This window comes from Rudanella lutea DSM 19387 (assembly GCF_000383955.1).
GTDB lineage: Bacteria > Bacteroidota > Bacteroidia > Cytophagales > Spirosomataceae > Rudanella > Rudanella lutea.
The window spans coordinates 4,753,202-4,768,076 of sequence record NZ_KB913013.1; the positions used below are offsets into that span (position 1 = coordinate 4,753,202).

Consider the following 14,875-nt stretch of genomic DNA (forward strand, 5'->3'; position numbering starts at 1 on the left):
GTGATTGCAAGCAGACGAGTGACCTGAATTAGTTGGCCAAGTGCAACAGGAACCTCTTGGACGCGTCTTTTGGGGGAGTTACAGGCATTAAGTAGAATTACACGAATTGCCTTAAATGCAGAAAGTCTATAAAGTTTTGCAAACAATCTGTATTAAGAAATGGTAAAGAAATAATTTTGCGGCCTGTCAAGTAAATACAAACAATCAATATAACTAATTATCCATGAGACACTTTTTATTTGTCTTTCTGGCATTGTGGGGACTATCGCAGAGCCCTGCATATGCTCAAGACCGGCGGGTAACCGGTAAAGTTACCGATGCTGCCGATGGCGCTCCGATTCCGGGGGCAACCGTACTCGTGAAAGGCACGACGCGGGGCACCCAAACCGACGCCCAGGGTAACTACACCATTCAGGTGCCCAATACCGGCACAACGCTGGTGTTCAGCTTTGTCGGGACCACCAGCCAGGAGATTACGATTGGCACCCGTTCCCAAATCGACGTTCGGTTGTCGAACGATGCCCGTTCGCTCAACGAAGTGGTGGTGGTGGGTTACGGTACGCAACAGGCCCGCGACGTGAAAGGCTCTATTGCCTCGATCAAAGCGGCCGACCTGAACAACGTACCCGTACAAACCTTTGAGCAGGCACTGGCCGGCCGGGCACCGGGTGTACAGGTGACTCAAAGCAGCGGTAAACTGGGGGCTGGTCTACAAATTCGGGTGCGGGGTGCCGCGTCAATTTCGGCGGGTAACGATCCTCTGTACGTGGTAGATGGTATCCCCATTACGTCGCAGGACGGAAGCACCTCGACAACCGAGCCATACAGCCCTCTGGCCGATATTGACCCGAACGATATTGAAAGCATCGACATCCTGAAAGATGCTTCAGCATCAGCTATTTATGGTTCGCGGGCGAGCAACGGGGTCGTTCTGATCACTACCAAAAAAGGTCGGGCGGGTCGCACCAATGTCAATGTGGGTTTTTATACCGGCATTTCCGAGGCTACCAACCTGCGTCAGTTTCTCAACCGTGAGCAGTACATTGAACTGTTCAGCGAGGCTGCTACCAACATGGGTTACGACCCAGCCGAAGAGTTTGACGGTGCTGGTATCGACATCACATCGACTACCGACGAGCGTTGGTCAGAAGCTGCTTTCCGGCAGGGCTCGGTCAACCAGTTCAACTTTAACCTGAGTGGAGGTACTGAGAAAACCCGTTTCTACCTGAGTGGCGCTACCAACCGGCAGATCGGTATGATCAAGGCGAACGACTTCGGCCGGAACAACATCCGTCTGAACCTCGACCACACGGTAAGCGACCGCCTGTCGCTAGGGGCAAGCTTTGCTATTTCGCGTTCGATCAATAATAAGACCGCCGACGATAACGCGTTCTCGAACCCCGTACAGTTGAACGCCCTGCCGCCCTTACAGCCTGCTTTCGACCCCGCCACGGGCGAACTGAACCGCCGGACGCTGTACTACAATGCGCTGATCGAAGTGACCGACGCCTTTAACCGGGCTACCAGCTACCGCTCATTCGGTAACCTGAACGGAACCCTGCGTTTGGCCAAAGGGCTTAACTTCCGGACTGAGTTTGGGTATGACCTGCTGAACTTGCAGGAGGAAATTTACCGCACCCGCCGGACCGAAGACGGTGCCCCCACGGGTTATGGCTACCAGAACCAGCTGCGCAACATCAACTGGACAACCAACAACACACTGAATTACAACAACTCGTTTGGCGACCACGCCATCGACGCGTTGGCGGGTATCACGTACCAGGAAAGCGACATTCAGAACGTAAACGCTACGGGTCGGGGCTTCCCCAACGATCAGTTCACGAAGCTGGCCAGCGCGGCCCGGATTATTGGCGGTAGCTCAACCCAAACGGGCTACAGCATTCTGTCGTACATTGCCCGGGTCAACTACCGTTTCCGGGATCGGTATCTGCTGGGTGTGTCGGGTCGTGTCGACGGTAGCAGCCGTTTCGGGGCCGAAAACCGCTACGGGGTGTTCCCATCGGTATCAGCGGGCTGGATTATCAACGAAGAGTCCTTCCTGCAAAACAATACGACCATCAGCCTGCTCAAGCTGCGGGCCAGCTATGGTCTGACGGGTAACTCCGAAATTGGCAACTTTGCCTCACGCGGGCTGTACTCAGCCGTATTCTACGCCGATCAGGCGGGTATCATCCCCTCGCAACTGGCTAACCCCCAGCTGGGTTGGGAAACCACGGCTCAGTTCGACGTAGGGCTTGAGTTTGGTTTGTTGCGCAACCGCATCAACGGTCAGATTGATTTCTATAACAAAGACACCCGCGACCTGCTTCTGAACCGGCCACTGCCGGGCATCAGTGGCTACACGACCATCGCTCAAAACGTGGGTAGCCTCCGCAACCGGGGTGTCGAGTTCAGCATCACGTCGCAAAATACCACCAAGGCCTTCCGCTGGTCGACCAACTTCAACATTGCTGTAAACCGCAACAAGGTAACGCAGTTGAATGGTCAGCCTATTGAGCCGGGTTCACGTTTTCTGGGTCGGGTAGCCGTGGGTGAGCCTCTGGGCTATTTCTACGGCAAGAAGTTCCTCGGTGCTGACCCACAAACGGGCGATGCGATCTACGAAGGTGCCGACGGCAAGCCAACCAACAATTACGCAGCTGCCCCAAACATGAAAGTGGGCGACCCAAACCCGGATTTTATTGCGGGTTTGACCAACAATTTCTCGTACAAAGGCTTTGATCTGAGCGTACTGCTTCAGGGTGTGTTTGGCAATGATCTGTACAACGTGGCTGGTTTCTTCCAGTCGGTTAATGGCGATTACTTCGACAACCAGACTGTCGATCAGATGAACCGCTGGCAAAAGCCCGGCGACATTACCATGGTACCCCAGGCTCGTTTGTACGAGGGCAACGGGGCCGGGGTATCGTCGCGCTGGGTACAGGACGGTACGTTTGTGCGCGTGAAAACGGCATCGCTGGGGTACACCATCCCATCGTCGTTGCTCCGGAAAGTGTCGATGCAGTCGGCGCGGGTGTATGTGTCGGGTCTCAACCTGTTCACGTTTACCAAATACACGGGGTATGATCCGGAGGTAAACACGCAGTACTCAGCCACGTCGAACCAGAACGCCAACGTGACGCTGGGCCACGATTTCTACACCCCACCGCAGCAGCGGACCATCACGTTTGGTATCAACATCGGGTTTTAGGCCAGAGCTGATTAAGACAGACATTTAAGCCATGAAAAAAACATTCGTATATATCTGTACCGCTCTGATGCTGGGCCTTACTGCCTGCGACGAACGGCTCGACATTCAGCCGCAGCAGAGCATCGATGCGGCTCAGGCGCTTAGCACCGAGCAAGACCTGCAAAGCGCCATTATTGGGGCGTATGGTCAACTGGGTAGCGGTGCCCTGTTTGGTACCAACTTCAACCTGCTGGCCGAGCTTCAGGGTAGCGAGGGCTACATTACCTGGCGGGGTACGTTTGTAAGCTTCCGCGAGGTGGCCAACAAAACAATGACGTTTGCCAATGCCGAAGCAGGTCGTACCTGGCTCACAGGCTATCAGGCCATCAGCACCGTGAACAACGTACTGGCCAACCTGAGTAAGTCGACAAACGAAGCCACCCGTAAGCGGATTGAGGGTGAAGCTCGGTTTATCCGGGGTATCGTGTTGTTTGAGCTGGTGCGTTACTACGCCCTGCCCTGGGGTGCTACAACGGGTAACAGCCATCCGGGTTTGCCGCTGGTGCTGACGCCTTCAAACACTGTCGATCAGGCCAATACGCAGGTACCGCGCTCGACGGTGGCGCAGACCTACGCGCAGGTGATCGACGACCTGACCAAGGCTGTCGGGTTACTGCCCAACGATAACGGAACTCGGGCCGACAAGTTCGCAGTGCTGGCGTTCCTGTCGCGGGTGTACCTGCAACAGGGCGACTACGCCAAGGCGCTTGATGCTGCCAACCAGGTGATTGCGTCGGGTAGCTACCGGCTGAACCCCGGTGTATCGGCGGTGTTCCGGAACCGGAATACGAGCGAGAGTATTTTTGAACTCCAGCAAAACGACCAGAACAACGCGGGTACCAGCAACGATGGTCTGACGACGTTCTATGCCAGCCTTCCGGTTGACGGATCGGCGGTAGGTCGGGGCGATGTACAGGTAAACAATGCGTTTGTTAATTCATACGCAGCTACCGACGCCCGCCGGAACGAACTGTTCTACATCGGTTTCAAAGGAACCAACCGCTATTACACGGCTAAGTTTACCGATTTTGGGGCCAATATCCCCATTATTCGTCTGGCCGAGATGTTGCTGGTGCGGGCGGAGTGTAACCTGCGCCTGAACTCGGCCGTAGGGGCAAGCCCAGCCGCCGATCTGAACGCCGTGCGTACCCGCGCGGGTCTGGCACCCATTGCCACCCCGACGCTCGCCAACGTATTGCAGGAGCGTCAGTTCGAACTGGCTTTTGAAGGTCTGCGGATTCATGATCTGAAGCGTCTGCGGCAGAGCACAGGTAATTATGCCTGGAACTCGCCCTCGCTGGTGTTCCCGATTCCGAAGCGGGAAATCGACGTGAACCCCGCCCTCACGCAAAATGAAGGCTACTAAGCCGCAGTTACGATACGTTTAGGGTTACGATTCGTCAGAAGCTGGCGACCGGGATTATTCCGGTCGCCAGTTTTGTTTTTAGGCCGTTAGTCCAATAGGGTAGGAGTTCCTGAACGCTTACTTTGCGGATCCGTTAAACCATTCAATACCCAACCGACTCTAAGCGTTACCAACAGGGAATGAGGTTTGGGTTTTGAGGGGTTGGTTTTTCTCCGCATTGAAAACCAAACCGATAACGGGCTTAATCAGTAAACACAGCTATGATAAAAATGCGACTTCTTTTGGCCTTGTTGCTCACGGTAGTGATTGGGAGCGGGGCGTGGGCCCAAACGGTTCAGTACACCACTGAGCGGCCCCGGGTCGATGAAGCCAACGACCCGGATGTGCTTATTCAGCGCGTTGAGCTGACGAGTCAGTACACGATTATTTACATGCGATATCGGTCGTCGCAGAAATCCGTTTTTCCCCGAAATACGCCCCGGCGGTTGCCTTTCCCCTTACCGAAAGATCTGGAGGAATATGGACGAACAGACGGCAATACAATTACGTTTGTGGCTTCGGCCCGGCTGTACGTGAATCAGGGTGAGAAAGCGTTTAAGTTTATCCGGGCCGAGAATATTCCGGTAGAGCGCCAACCGAACGACCGTCGCCGGGATGTTGAAGCGGGCGAACGCGTTGATTTTGTGGCATATTTTGAGCGTATCACGCCCGGCTACGAGGTGTTCGATTTGTTTGAGTGCAGCGACCGAAACCGGCCCGGCCAAACCTGTTTCAACTTCTGGGGGGTGCACATAACCAACCCCGCGAAGCAAAACCGTACCCCGCCCGCTCGTGAACCCGATGTGCAGGCCCGGCGTACCCCTCCGCCTGCTACCCCTACAAAGCCCGCTCCGGCTCCCAAAGTAGAGCCGACGCCCGAGCCCGAACCCACGCCAGCTCCGGCGCCTTCGGTGTCCATGAAGGGAACCGTGCGTGATGCCAAAACAAAGAAGCCAATCGTAGCTACGGTCACGTACCAACTGTTGTCGGGGGCGGAGTCGGACGGGAACAATTCGGCCGATTCGGTACTGAGTGGCCGGTTGGCTGGTAATTATCAGATTGCCGCAGAGCCGCTTTCGGTGTATGCCGTTACGGCCAAAGCGAAAGGGTATTTCAGCCAAAGTGACACCCTGACGGTGACTAAAGCCGATAAACTGCGCGATTTTGACCTGGTGCCCATTGAAGCCGGCACGAAGGTGACGCTGAAAAATATCTACTTCAACGTATCGAAGTTTGACCTGAAGTCTGAGTCGTTCCCCGAACTGGATCGGCTGGTGCAGCTGATGCGCGAAAATCCGGGTATGAGCATCCGGCTCGAAGGCCATACGGATACCGTGGGCGATTTCGACGCCAACGTCGAGCTGTCGCGCAACCGGGTGAATGAGGTAAAAGCCTATCTGGTGCGTAAAGGCATTGCCGCTGCTCGAATCGAAACGATTGGGTACGGCCCCTCGCGGCCCATCAATACCAACCGGGGGCTCAAAGAACGGCCCGAAAACCGGCGGGTCGAGATGGTGATCACGAAGTCCTGAACAATGTGTGGGGGCTGGGGTTTTCTCTTTCAGGTCTCGCCGGTTCCGAACCGGATGCTGAACCGGGCGACCCTGGCCCCCTCAACGTGAAACCGAATTTCGATCTTGACGTCGTACTCGACGCCATTGCCCAGGCCGTTGCGCCTTTCCCTAAAGCCGCCATGTTCGAACTGGCCGAGCGAGGGTACAATACCCTGTTCGAACAGCTGATTTCCTGTATTGTCTCGATCCGAACCCTCGACGAAACCACCATTCCGGTATCGCTGCGTCTGTTTGAGGTGGCCCGCACCCCGGCGCAACTGGCCACGCTGACCGTCGAAGAGCTAACCGAACGGCTATACGGCACAACCTACCCCGACCAGAAAGCGTACACTCTGCTCGGTATTGCCCGCCGGGCTCTCGATGAGTTCGACGGGCAGCTCCCCGCTGATTTTGACGTGCTGACTTCGCTCAAGGGCGTGGGGCCAAAATGCGCCAATCTGGCGCTGGGCGTGGCCACGGGGCAGGCGGCTATCAGCGTCGATGTACATGTGCATCGGGTGGTGAACCGCTGGGGTTATGTGCAGACCAGGCAACCTGAACAAACCCTGAAGGAGCTGGAGCGCCGGGTGCCCCGCGACCGCTGGATTGATGTGAATCGGCTGCTGATGCCGTTCGGGAAGCACATTTGTACGGGTAATTTGCCCAAATGCTCAACCTGCCCCGTATTGGCCTACTGCGAACAGGTAGGGGTGGAGCGGCATCGATGAACTGACGTAGTGGCTCTGCCGGGAATCGAAGTGGTCCGCCACCGCGGCCGGATCTGGCGTTTAGCAAACGCCTATTGGGTGAAGTAGTGGCTCTGCCGGGAATCGAAGGCGAACGCGCCCCCGGCCGGATCTAGCGTTTAGCAAACGCCTATTGGGTGAAGTAGTGGCTCTGCCGGGAATCGAACCCGGATCTAGCGTTTAGGAAACGCCTATTCTATCCGTTGAACTACAGTGCCATAAAAAACCTGCAAGGTTTTAAAAACCTTACAGGTTGGATGCAAAATTGAGCAAAAAAGGGCAGTTCAGCAACTATGCTTCCGTCGTTGCTCCCTCTAAACCGTAGCCGTCTCCTTCTTCCGCGAAGTCGGTCAGTGGAATATCGAGCCAGTTGGGATAGATCTGGAAATGTCGTTCGCGAACCAGTTTGTACAGCAAATCGCGCAGCTCCTCGATGTTCTCCCGGGTTTGTGCCGAAATAAACACCACATTATCTGCTTTTTTGGTCAGATACGTCTTTTTGAGGTATTCCAAAGCCGTTTTCCGGCGGGTAGCCACTGCCAACGGCTCGTCGCCTTCCTCGTCGTACTCCGGTGCCCACTCCTCTTTCGGTACAAACTGATCTACCTTGTTAAAAACCAGAATAGTCGGTTTCTCCGCGGCTTTAATGTCGGCCAGCGTCGCGTTGACAACTTCAATATGCTCCTCAAACGAAGGGTGCGACACATCCACCACGTGCAGCAGAATGTCGGCCTCCCGTACCTCATCGAGTGTCGACTTAAATGACTCGATCAGCGTGGTGGGCAGCTTTCGGATAAATCCAACCGTATCGGTCAGCAGAAACGGGATATTACCCAGAACCACCTTCCGCACCGTTGAGTCCACGGTCGCAAACAGTTTGTTTTCGGCAAACACATCGGTTTTGGCCATCGTCCGCATCAGGGTCGATTTGCCCACGTTGGTGTAGCCTACCAGCGATACCCGCACGAGCCGGTCGCGTTCTTTCCGGCGGGTTTGGCTCTGCCGGTCGATCTTCTCCAGTTTTTCTTTCAGAAAGGCGATCCGGTCCTGCACAATCCGGCGGTCCGTTTCAAGTTCTTTCTCACCGGGTCCGCGCATCCCCACGCCCCCTTTCTGGCGGCTCAAGTGGGTCCACATACGGGTCAGACGCGGGTACATGTACTGGTACTGAGCCAGCTCGACCTGCACGCGGGCCTGAGCGGTCTGCGCCCGCATCGAGAAAATATTCAGAATCAGCAAACTCCGGTCGAGAACCTTGATGTCCTTAAACGTCGCTTCGAGGTTGCGCACCTGCGCGGGGGTCAGGTCATCATCAAAAATGATGGTGTCGACCGGGTTATCGATAATATAGGTCTGAATCTCTTCGAGTTTACCCTTGCCCACAAACGTTCGGGTATCGGCCCGTTCGAGTTTTTGGGTAAAGGTTTTCTTCGTAACAATCCCGGATGTTTCGGCCAGGAACGCTAATTCGTCTAAGTATTCCTTCGTCTGTTCGGTGGTTTGCTTTTGGGTGACCAAAGCAACCAGAACAGCGGTTTCAGCCGGGCCGCCAGTGAATTGTTTTTGTGTTTCAATCATATAGAAATAACGGGTCTATTTTTGTAAAAGTTTCTGAGATGAATGGCACGCGGATAACACCGATTAAAAGGGATTAGCACCGATTTTGATGGTGTATTCACCCTTTCATTATCGGTTGTTACAGTACTGGACATTCGGACTTCAGACACTGGACGTTAGACTTACTACCATTCTGTAGGTAGGTATAACGTCTAATGTCCAACATCTAATGTCCAGTACGGAGATCTGTTGTTAGCGTTCCTATCACACCGTAACGGCTTTCCACCGGCCCCGGCGGAACACCGCGATCGCACACACCGCCAGCAGCGATTCGCTGAAGGCCACCGACCAGAATACGCCCTCGGGGCCCCAATGCAGCCATTCGGCTAAGGCATAGGCGAGCGGAATCTCAATCAGCCAGAAGCAAACAATGTTAATCAGCGTTGGCGTGCGGGTGTCGCCTGCCCCGTTGAGGGCCTGCGTGAGTACCATTCCGTACGCATAAGCCACGTACCCGAGGCAGAAAATCCGCAGACACTGTACCGCTACAGCCACCACGGCGGGGTCGCGGTTGAAAATGCCCACCACTTCGGCCGCAAAAGTGTAAAAGCCAATGCCCACCAAAACCAGAAACACCATATTGCCAATGGCTGCCCGCCAGGCTGAGGTTTCGGCCCGCTCGGGTTGCCCCGCCCCCAGATTTTGCCCAACCAGCGTAGCCGCTGCATTAGCTAACCCCCACGAGGGCAGAATAGTGAAAATCAGAATCCGGATGGCAATGGTGTAACCCGCCACGGCATCGCTACCGAAGCTCGACACGAGCCGCGTCAGAAACACCCAGCTTGCCGACCCGATCAGGAACTGAGCTGTACCTCCCGCCGAAAGACTCAGCAGGCTCCGGATGAGGTCGGTGTTTGGGGTGAGGTCGGCCCGGCGCACCTGCACAATACCGCTCCGGCGCGTCAGGGCGGCCAGTTGATACAGCGCACCCGATGCCCGCCCGATGGTGGTTGCCACAGCCGACCCCATCACGCCCATTTCAGGAAATGGTCCCCAGCCGAAAATGAGCACCGGACACAGCAGAATATTGATGCCGTTGGCCAGCCAGAGCGATTGCATGGCTACTGAGGCCATACCCTCCCCGCGCAGGCAACCGCTAAGGGTGTGCAGGAGCATAATGGCCGGTGCGCTGGCAAAAATCATCCGGGTGAAGCCGACTCCGTTGGCAATGAGCCGCTCGCTACCCCCCATGAGCCGCAGAATGGTTTCGGCCCACAAAAAGCCGGGGAGCCCAAGGGCTATGGCGGCCGTCAGCGAAATCAGAATAACCTGACCAATGGCCTGCTCGGCTCCGCGTGGGTTATTTTCACCGATACGCCGGGCCACAAGTGCCGTTGCGGCCGTACTCATGCCAATGGCAAGGGCATACACAATGGTCAGTACCGACTCCGTTAGGCCGACGGTGGCAACGGCTTCGGTGCCAATGCGAGCTACAAAAAACACGTCGACTACGGCAAATAGTGATTCCATCACCATCTCCAGAATCATCGGCACCGATAACAGAAATATAGCCCGGTTGATACTGCCTGATGTAAAATTGGTTTCTGTACCGCGCAATGCGGCCAGAAATAACTCGAAAAACTTAGTCATTGTGAAAAAGTCAGAAAGGCCGGACGTAGCCCGCTGGCTATCGGCAACCCATGAAAAAAGAGAAGAGCCACCGCTGAGGGTGGTTGTCGGAGAGAAAAGAAAACCCGCTTGGGGCTTTAAGCAATGGGCTTCATGGGCATTGGCAACCCGCAGAGATCGGGCGCAGTTTAGAGGCACAAAAGTAGGGAAAAGAAAATCCCTTTGTCAAGTCCAACTGAGTAAGTGGTTCGTTTTTTGACTCAATTTTTAAAACTACAGGCTTGATAATCTGTTGGTTGGGTATGGGTAAAAAGATGCTGTCTCTTCGGGAATTAGCCGAGTGGCTGGCCCGGCTATTGAGTACCGACCGGTATTCTCCCGACGAACAGGGAGGAATTTTTCGGGCGTCGGAGCGGCCGGTGGGGCGTTTGGGTCTGGCGCTCGAACCCGTTGCCGACATAGGCGAGTGGGTAAGAAACGATGAGCTCGATGCCGTTTGGCTGCACCGGCCGTGGCAACTTCCGGCCGATGCCCTCCCGCCCGACGTGGGTATTTTGGCGCATCATCTGCCGTTCGATGAAACGTTTACCATGGGCTACAACGTAGCGTTGGCCGAAGCGTTGGCGTTGGGGCCACTCGAAGAAATTGGCTATAAACAGGCCGCACACCCCGACGGCCCGGAGCTACCCCGGCGGGCCATCGGCATGATAGCCGACTGCCGGGTACCTCGTCTATTGGGCGATGTGGCCGGGCAGATTCGGAGCGGTTTCGGTGGGTTGGATGAGCTGGTTGCTGATCCCGAAAAGCGGATAAATCGGGTGGCGGTGGTGGGTGCCATGACGCCAGCCCTGGTGCAGGAGGCTGGCGACCGGGGCGCCCATCTGTACCTGACCGGGCAGTACCGAAAAGCGGCCGAAGCTGCCGTTCGGTCGAGCGGGATGAGTGTACTGGCCGTCGGGCATCACCGTAGCGAGCAATGGGGCCTGCGGGCTATGGCCGACGTACTCGCAAACCAACTGACGGTGAAAGTCAAACTCGCGTGAGGTTAGGGTCACCGAGCCGTAATTCAGGGTTTAAGCTTGTTCAGTTCGGTTTGTAGCATCGGCACCGAATCATGGTCGGGTTGCTGGCGCGAAATAGCGTCGCGGAGTTGCCGTTGTGCTTCAGCGCGACGACCGGCCCGGATGAGCAGCCGGGCATGTACGAGCACCGTACTGGGGTGGTTGTGCAGCTGCACTGCCCGCTCAGACCAGCGTAAAGCCTGCGCCAGGTCTTTTTTGTCGGCGGATTGTTCGGTCAGATTACGGGCGAGGTCGCTTAGTTGCAGCGCCGTCAACCGGGACACCGTCGACCGGTCGGCTTGCGGGGGCGTTTTTGCCGTTGAATCGGTTAGTCCCAGATCCGTAGGTGTTGACTGGAGGTAAGCGAGCGAATCGGCCCGGGCCAACTCGGCTGCTGTACGGGTCATGAGCCGGGTTTCGGCAATCTTTTTGGCGAGAGCAATGTAGTGAGCCGGTAGCCGCGACGCCCTGTAAAACCGCAACCGAACCGCGTCGGCTTCGCGCTCCAGAATTGCCTTCTGCTCAACCGGCGTTTTGGCCAAAGCCGGGTTTTGTGCTTGTTGACGGGCGTTGATATGCTTGATGAGCTGTTCGAGCTGTACCTCGTCCTGACTCGCTACGGCATCCTGAAAATCAAACTGTTCGGCCCGGCTCAGGGCTTTGGTAAGACCGGGCAGAAGGGGCTGCTTGGCCGTTTGCCCCGCTACCGAAGCCGTTTGTTTGGCGAGTAGCAAATAAGCCTTAGTGTATGTGGTCGACAGCACATCGCTCAGAAACTTGATCTCGTCGGCCGCGAGGGTATCGGCTTTGGGCAGCACCTTCACATAATCGTCGAGTACGTCGGCCGTAGCGCGGTCGTATTCGGTTTGTTTGAGCAACATCCCCCGCAGGAATTTGGCCGAGCGTTCGCCCCGGTCGTATTCGGCATTCCAGATGGCCATTGTACGGGCCTCTTTGGCGTCGGAAATCGCTTTTTGGGCTTCGGCTAGAAACTTGTCGATCCCATTGTAGCCAATCGCCCGGTGCAGCAGTTTGCCGTCGGGCGTCAGAAACAGCGACGTTGGGTATCCCTGCACACCGTACCGTTTGGCAATGCTCTGCCCGTCGCCTTTTTCGGCGTCGAGTTTGTAGTTAACAAAGTGTTCGTTCATGCGGGCAGCCACCCGTGGGTTGGGAAATGCCTGCGACGTCATCAGTTTGCAGGGCCCGCACCAGGTAGTGTACACATCCACAAAAATGGGCTTGTTCTGGCGTTTGGCTTCACTTAAAAGTTGCCCCCAGGAACCCTGAAAAAACCGAACACCGTCGGCCATCGCGGTTAAACCGGTGCTCAGAACAAAAACACTCAGAAGTAAAAATCGACGCATGGGACTGAGGATATAGTTTAGAGTTTGTGGTTTATAGTTTTTGGTTTACGGTTTGCAGATGCCAAACTATTAACCCTTAGCCACCAACTCCTAACTTGTTTCTTCATCACTGGACATTAGATGTTTGATACTAGACGTTAGACGTACTACCATTCAGTGGTGTAGTCTATGGTCTAGTGTCTGAAGTCCAAATGTCCAGTACTGAGACTCGTTTCATTTGCTGGCAGAAAGATACGAAATGTAGCCCCTACACCAGGCTCGCCAACGGCGGAAATATATCCACGGTGGTTTTCGACGATGCGACGGCATATGGCAAGCCCAATCCCCGACCCGTCGTGCCGACTCCGGGATTTGAGCCGCAGAAAAGCCTGAAATACCTGTTCATCGCTGGTGCCTTCGAAGCCGGTTCCGTTGTCGCTCACGCTGATCTCGTGGTACAGAGCCGTACCTGTAGGCTCAGCCTGACCGGCCGTTTGCACAGCTATGGTAGGAAGTTCAGTGTACGGAATAAGGCGCGCGTTCACCTCGATCTCCGGCGTGATACCCACCCGCCTAAACGTGAGCGCGTTGGTGAGCAGGTTGAGCAGCAGCTGACGAATTTGTGAGCGGTTGGCCGTGAGCACCGGCAGTTGTCCAATGGTAAGCCGCGCCCCGCTCTGATGAATCAGTGGCCACAGATCTTCGGTCGCCAGCTCATTGATCAACGTTGAGAGCTCAAACGACTCCATGTGCTGGGTTTGAGTACTCAACCGCGAATAGGCCAGCAAATCGTGCAGAAACATATCCATCCGCCGGGCGGCCGTGTAGACGCGCCGGAGCACATCGATACCATCGGGGCTAAGTTGATCGGAATATTGCTGTTGCAGCAGCTCCGTAAACGACAGAATCTTGCGGAGCGGAGTGATGAGGTCGCTGGAGGCTACCTGCGCAAACTGCCGAAGGTTTTCGCCCGAACGCCGGAGGTCGAAATTGCTGATTTCGAGTTGTTCCCGCTGCGTTTGCAGATCCGTAACGTCGAAGGCCGAGATGGTCAGCGAGTAGTTGAGGGGGGCAATCGCCATGTCGTACTGCCGGTTTCCGAACGAGAAAATGGTTCGTTCGGGCATACGCGACTGGAGCACCCGCTGGCAGGTGTCGAAAAAGGCATTGCCGGGTATCGCCATGCCGATCGGCATAAAGGTCTGGGTCATCCGGTCGAGCGCCGACAGGTTGAACCAGTGCCGGGCGGTCTGGTTGGCGAGTGTCACCTGCAAATCGAGCAGGTCGCCTGCTTCGCTCTGCTCAGGCCGGAGCACCAAAATGGCACTTTGGGTGGTGTTGAGCACCCGTTCGAGCAGGGCCGCCTGATCGTGTTGCCGAAGCTCGCTCAGTTTTTGCTCGGTTACGTCGTTAAACGATTCGATGAGCACATCGCCGTGGCGGACGGTGCGGCTTTCGTACCAGCTGGTTTGGCCATTGGGGAGTGTAAACGAGTTCAGAAACTGCGTTGGCTGCCCGGTTTGGTAGGCTTCGAGCCATTTGTGGAACAGAAGGCTCCCCTGAATGGTCGGGTACAGTTCGAGCATCCGTTGGCCCAGGAGCTGCTCAGCCGATTTGCGGGCGAGCTGGATGGCGTGCTGGTTGACAAGCAGGTACCGGAAGTCGATAATGGCCCCGGTGTCGTCGTGTACAGGCTCCAGGCAAGTCAGGCCTGTCAGGGCATTTTGTACCAGCGCCGAGAGTTGATCCGAATAAGGCTGGTTCGCTTCGGGCTGATCGGGGGCAAGAGGGTAATAGTAGATCAGCACCCGACCTTCAAACCGGGTTAGTTGAACGTCGTACCCCTCGGATTGTCTGCCGGGTTGAAATTGGAGTTGGGTTTCAAACCGGCTCGATAGGCCACTGTCGGCAACCTGTGTGAGTTGATGCAGTAACTCGCCCGCCGGATGGAGGCCCAGCAAGGCGGTGAGCGGCTGTCCGGTGAGCTGTTCTCGTGGTTGACCAAAATCCGCTAACGCCCGTTCGTTGAGGTCGATGAGCACCCCGTCGGTACTGTTGCCCGCAACCGGGCTACGCACCGGCACGCAAACCATCAGCCCGTGCAGAAACGCCGGATTTGCCGACTGTGTTGGGGTTCGAGTGACCGAATGAAGAGGAGTAAACATTGTTTACATCAGAATGCGCTACGGGTAGAGAGAAAGGTATATACGCCAATAAAAGAAACAAGATAGTTAATCGGGCCTGAATGCCCATCGGTTGGTCAGAATTAAAGTCGGTTTCAACGGCCTTCAGGCAGAGGCTCAGGCTTGTAGCGCTGAACCAATCGGG

General features: G+C 55.8%; 9 protein-coding genes and 1 tRNA gene. 5 read left to right on the forward strand and 5 right to left on the reverse strand.

The window, feature by feature from the left end; all coding sequences use genetic code 11:
* The first annotated feature begins 223 nt into the window (after nucleotides 1-223).
* The 4 genes from RUDLU_RS0119670 to RUDLU_RS0119685 all read left to right on the forward strand — a co-directional run bounded on the left by RUDLU_RS0119670 (nucleotide 224) and on the right by RUDLU_RS0119685 (nucleotide 6,936).
* Nucleotides 224-3,211 (forward strand): SusC/RagA family TonB-linked outer membrane protein, encoded by a 2,988-nt coding sequence (locus RUDLU_RS0119670; RefSeq protein WP_019990138.1) that lies wholly within the window; start codon nucleotides 224-226, stop codon nucleotides 3,209-3,211.
* A 31-nt stretch (nucleotides 3,212-3,242) separates the two neighbouring features.
* A complete protein-coding gene (locus RUDLU_RS0119675; RefSeq protein ID WP_027303220.1) occupies nucleotides 3,243-4,616 on the forward strand; it encodes a RagB/SusD family nutrient uptake outer membrane protein in 1,374 nt (457 codons plus the stop codon).
* A 269-nt stretch (nucleotides 4,617-4,885) separates the two neighbouring features.
* Complete coding sequence (locus RUDLU_RS0119680) at nucleotides 4,886-6,187, forward strand: OmpA family protein (protein ID WP_019990140.1); 1,302 nt, start codon at nucleotides 4,886-4,888, stop codon at nucleotides 6,185-6,187.
* 86 nt (nucleotides 6,188-6,273) lie between these two features.
* Nucleotides 6,274-6,936: an endonuclease III domain-containing protein gene (locus RUDLU_RS0119685; RefSeq protein WP_027303222.1), complete on the forward strand. Its 663-nt coding sequence runs from the start codon at nucleotides 6,274-6,276 to the stop codon at nucleotides 6,934-6,936.
* 164 nt (nucleotides 6,937-7,100) lie between these two features.
* On the opposite strand, the gene RUDLU_RS0119690 is transcribed toward RUDLU_RS0119685, so the two are convergent.
* From RUDLU_RS0119690 to RUDLU_RS0119700, 3 genes are all read right to left on the reverse strand, one after another.
* Nucleotides 7,101-7,172 (reverse strand) — tRNA-Arg (locus tag RUDLU_RS0119690).
* Between the two features lie 73 nt (nucleotides 7,173-7,245).
* The gene (gene hflX / locus RUDLU_RS0119695; RefSeq protein WP_019990142.1) at nucleotides 7,246-8,532 is read right to left on the reverse strand and encodes a GTPase HflX; all 1,287 of its coding nucleotides are present in this window, start codon (nucleotides 8,530-8,532) and stop codon (nucleotides 7,246-7,248) included.
* A gap of 243 nt (nucleotides 8,533-8,775) precedes the next feature.
* Nucleotides 8,776-10,161 carry an MATE family efflux transporter gene (locus RUDLU_RS0119700; protein WP_019990143.1) on the reverse strand — a complete coding sequence of 462 codons (1,386 nt, stop codon included), beginning with the start codon at nucleotides 10,159-10,161 and terminating at the stop codon, nucleotides 8,776-8,778.
* Between the two features lie 293 nt (nucleotides 10,162-10,454).
* Between RUDLU_RS0119700 and RUDLU_RS0119705 the strand changes: the two genes are divergently transcribed.
* Nucleotides 10,455-11,183 (forward strand): Nif3-like dinuclear metal center hexameric protein, encoded by a 729-nt coding sequence (locus RUDLU_RS0119705; RefSeq protein WP_245581693.1) that lies wholly within the window; start codon nucleotides 10,455-10,457, stop codon nucleotides 11,181-11,183.
* 23 nt (nucleotides 11,184-11,206) lie between these two features.
* Here the strand turns inward: RUDLU_RS0119705 and RUDLU_RS28885 are convergent, their stop codons facing one another.
* Both RUDLU_RS28885 and RUDLU_RS0119715 read right to left on the reverse strand, forming a co-directional pair.
* Nucleotides 11,207-12,568 carry a thioredoxin family protein gene (locus tag RUDLU_RS28885; RefSeq protein WP_019990145.1) on the reverse strand — a complete coding sequence of 454 codons (1,362 nt, stop codon included), beginning with the start codon at nucleotides 12,566-12,568 and terminating at the stop codon, nucleotides 11,207-11,209.
* Nucleotides 12,569-12,741: 173 nt separating this feature from the next.
* A complete protein-coding gene (locus tag RUDLU_RS0119715) occupies nucleotides 12,742-14,712 on the reverse strand; it encodes an ATP-binding protein (protein ID WP_019990146.1) in 1,971 nt (656 codons plus the stop codon).
* Between the last annotated feature and the right edge of the window lie 163 nt (nucleotides 14,713-14,875).

Excerpts from the sequence above, each read along its gene's own strand:
- RUDLU_RS0119670 (WP_019990138.1), top strand. The coding sequence starts at position 224 with ATGAGACACTTTTTATTTGTCTTTCTGGCATTGTGGGGACTATCGCAG.
- RUDLU_RS0119675 (WP_027303220.1), top strand. The coding sequence starts at position 3,243 with ATGAAAAAAACATTCGTATATATCTGTACCGCTCTGATGCTGGGCCTT.
- RUDLU_RS0119680 (WP_019990140.1), top strand. The coding sequence starts at position 4,886 with ATGCGACTTCTTTTGGCCTTGTTGCTCACGGTAGTGATTGGGAGCGGG.
- hflX (WP_019990142.1), bottom strand. The coding sequence starts at position 8,532 with ATGATTGAAACACAAAAACAATTCACTGGCGGCCCGGCTGAAACCGCT.
- RUDLU_RS0119700 (WP_019990143.1), bottom strand. The coding sequence starts at position 10,161 with ATGACTAAGTTTTTCGAGTTATTTCTGGCCGCATTGCGCGGTACAGAA.
- RUDLU_RS0119705 (WP_245581693.1), top strand. The coding sequence starts at position 10,455 with ATGCTGTCTCTTCGGGAATTAGCCGAGTGGCTGGCCCGGCTATTGAGT.
- RUDLU_RS28885 (WP_019990145.1), bottom strand. The coding sequence starts at position 12,568 with ATGCGTCGATTTTTACTTCTGAGTGTTTTTGTTCTGAGCACCGGTTTA.
- RUDLU_RS0119715 (WP_019990146.1), bottom strand. The coding sequence starts at position 14,712 with ATGTTTACTCCTCTTCATTCGGTCACTCGAACCCCAACACAGTCGGCA.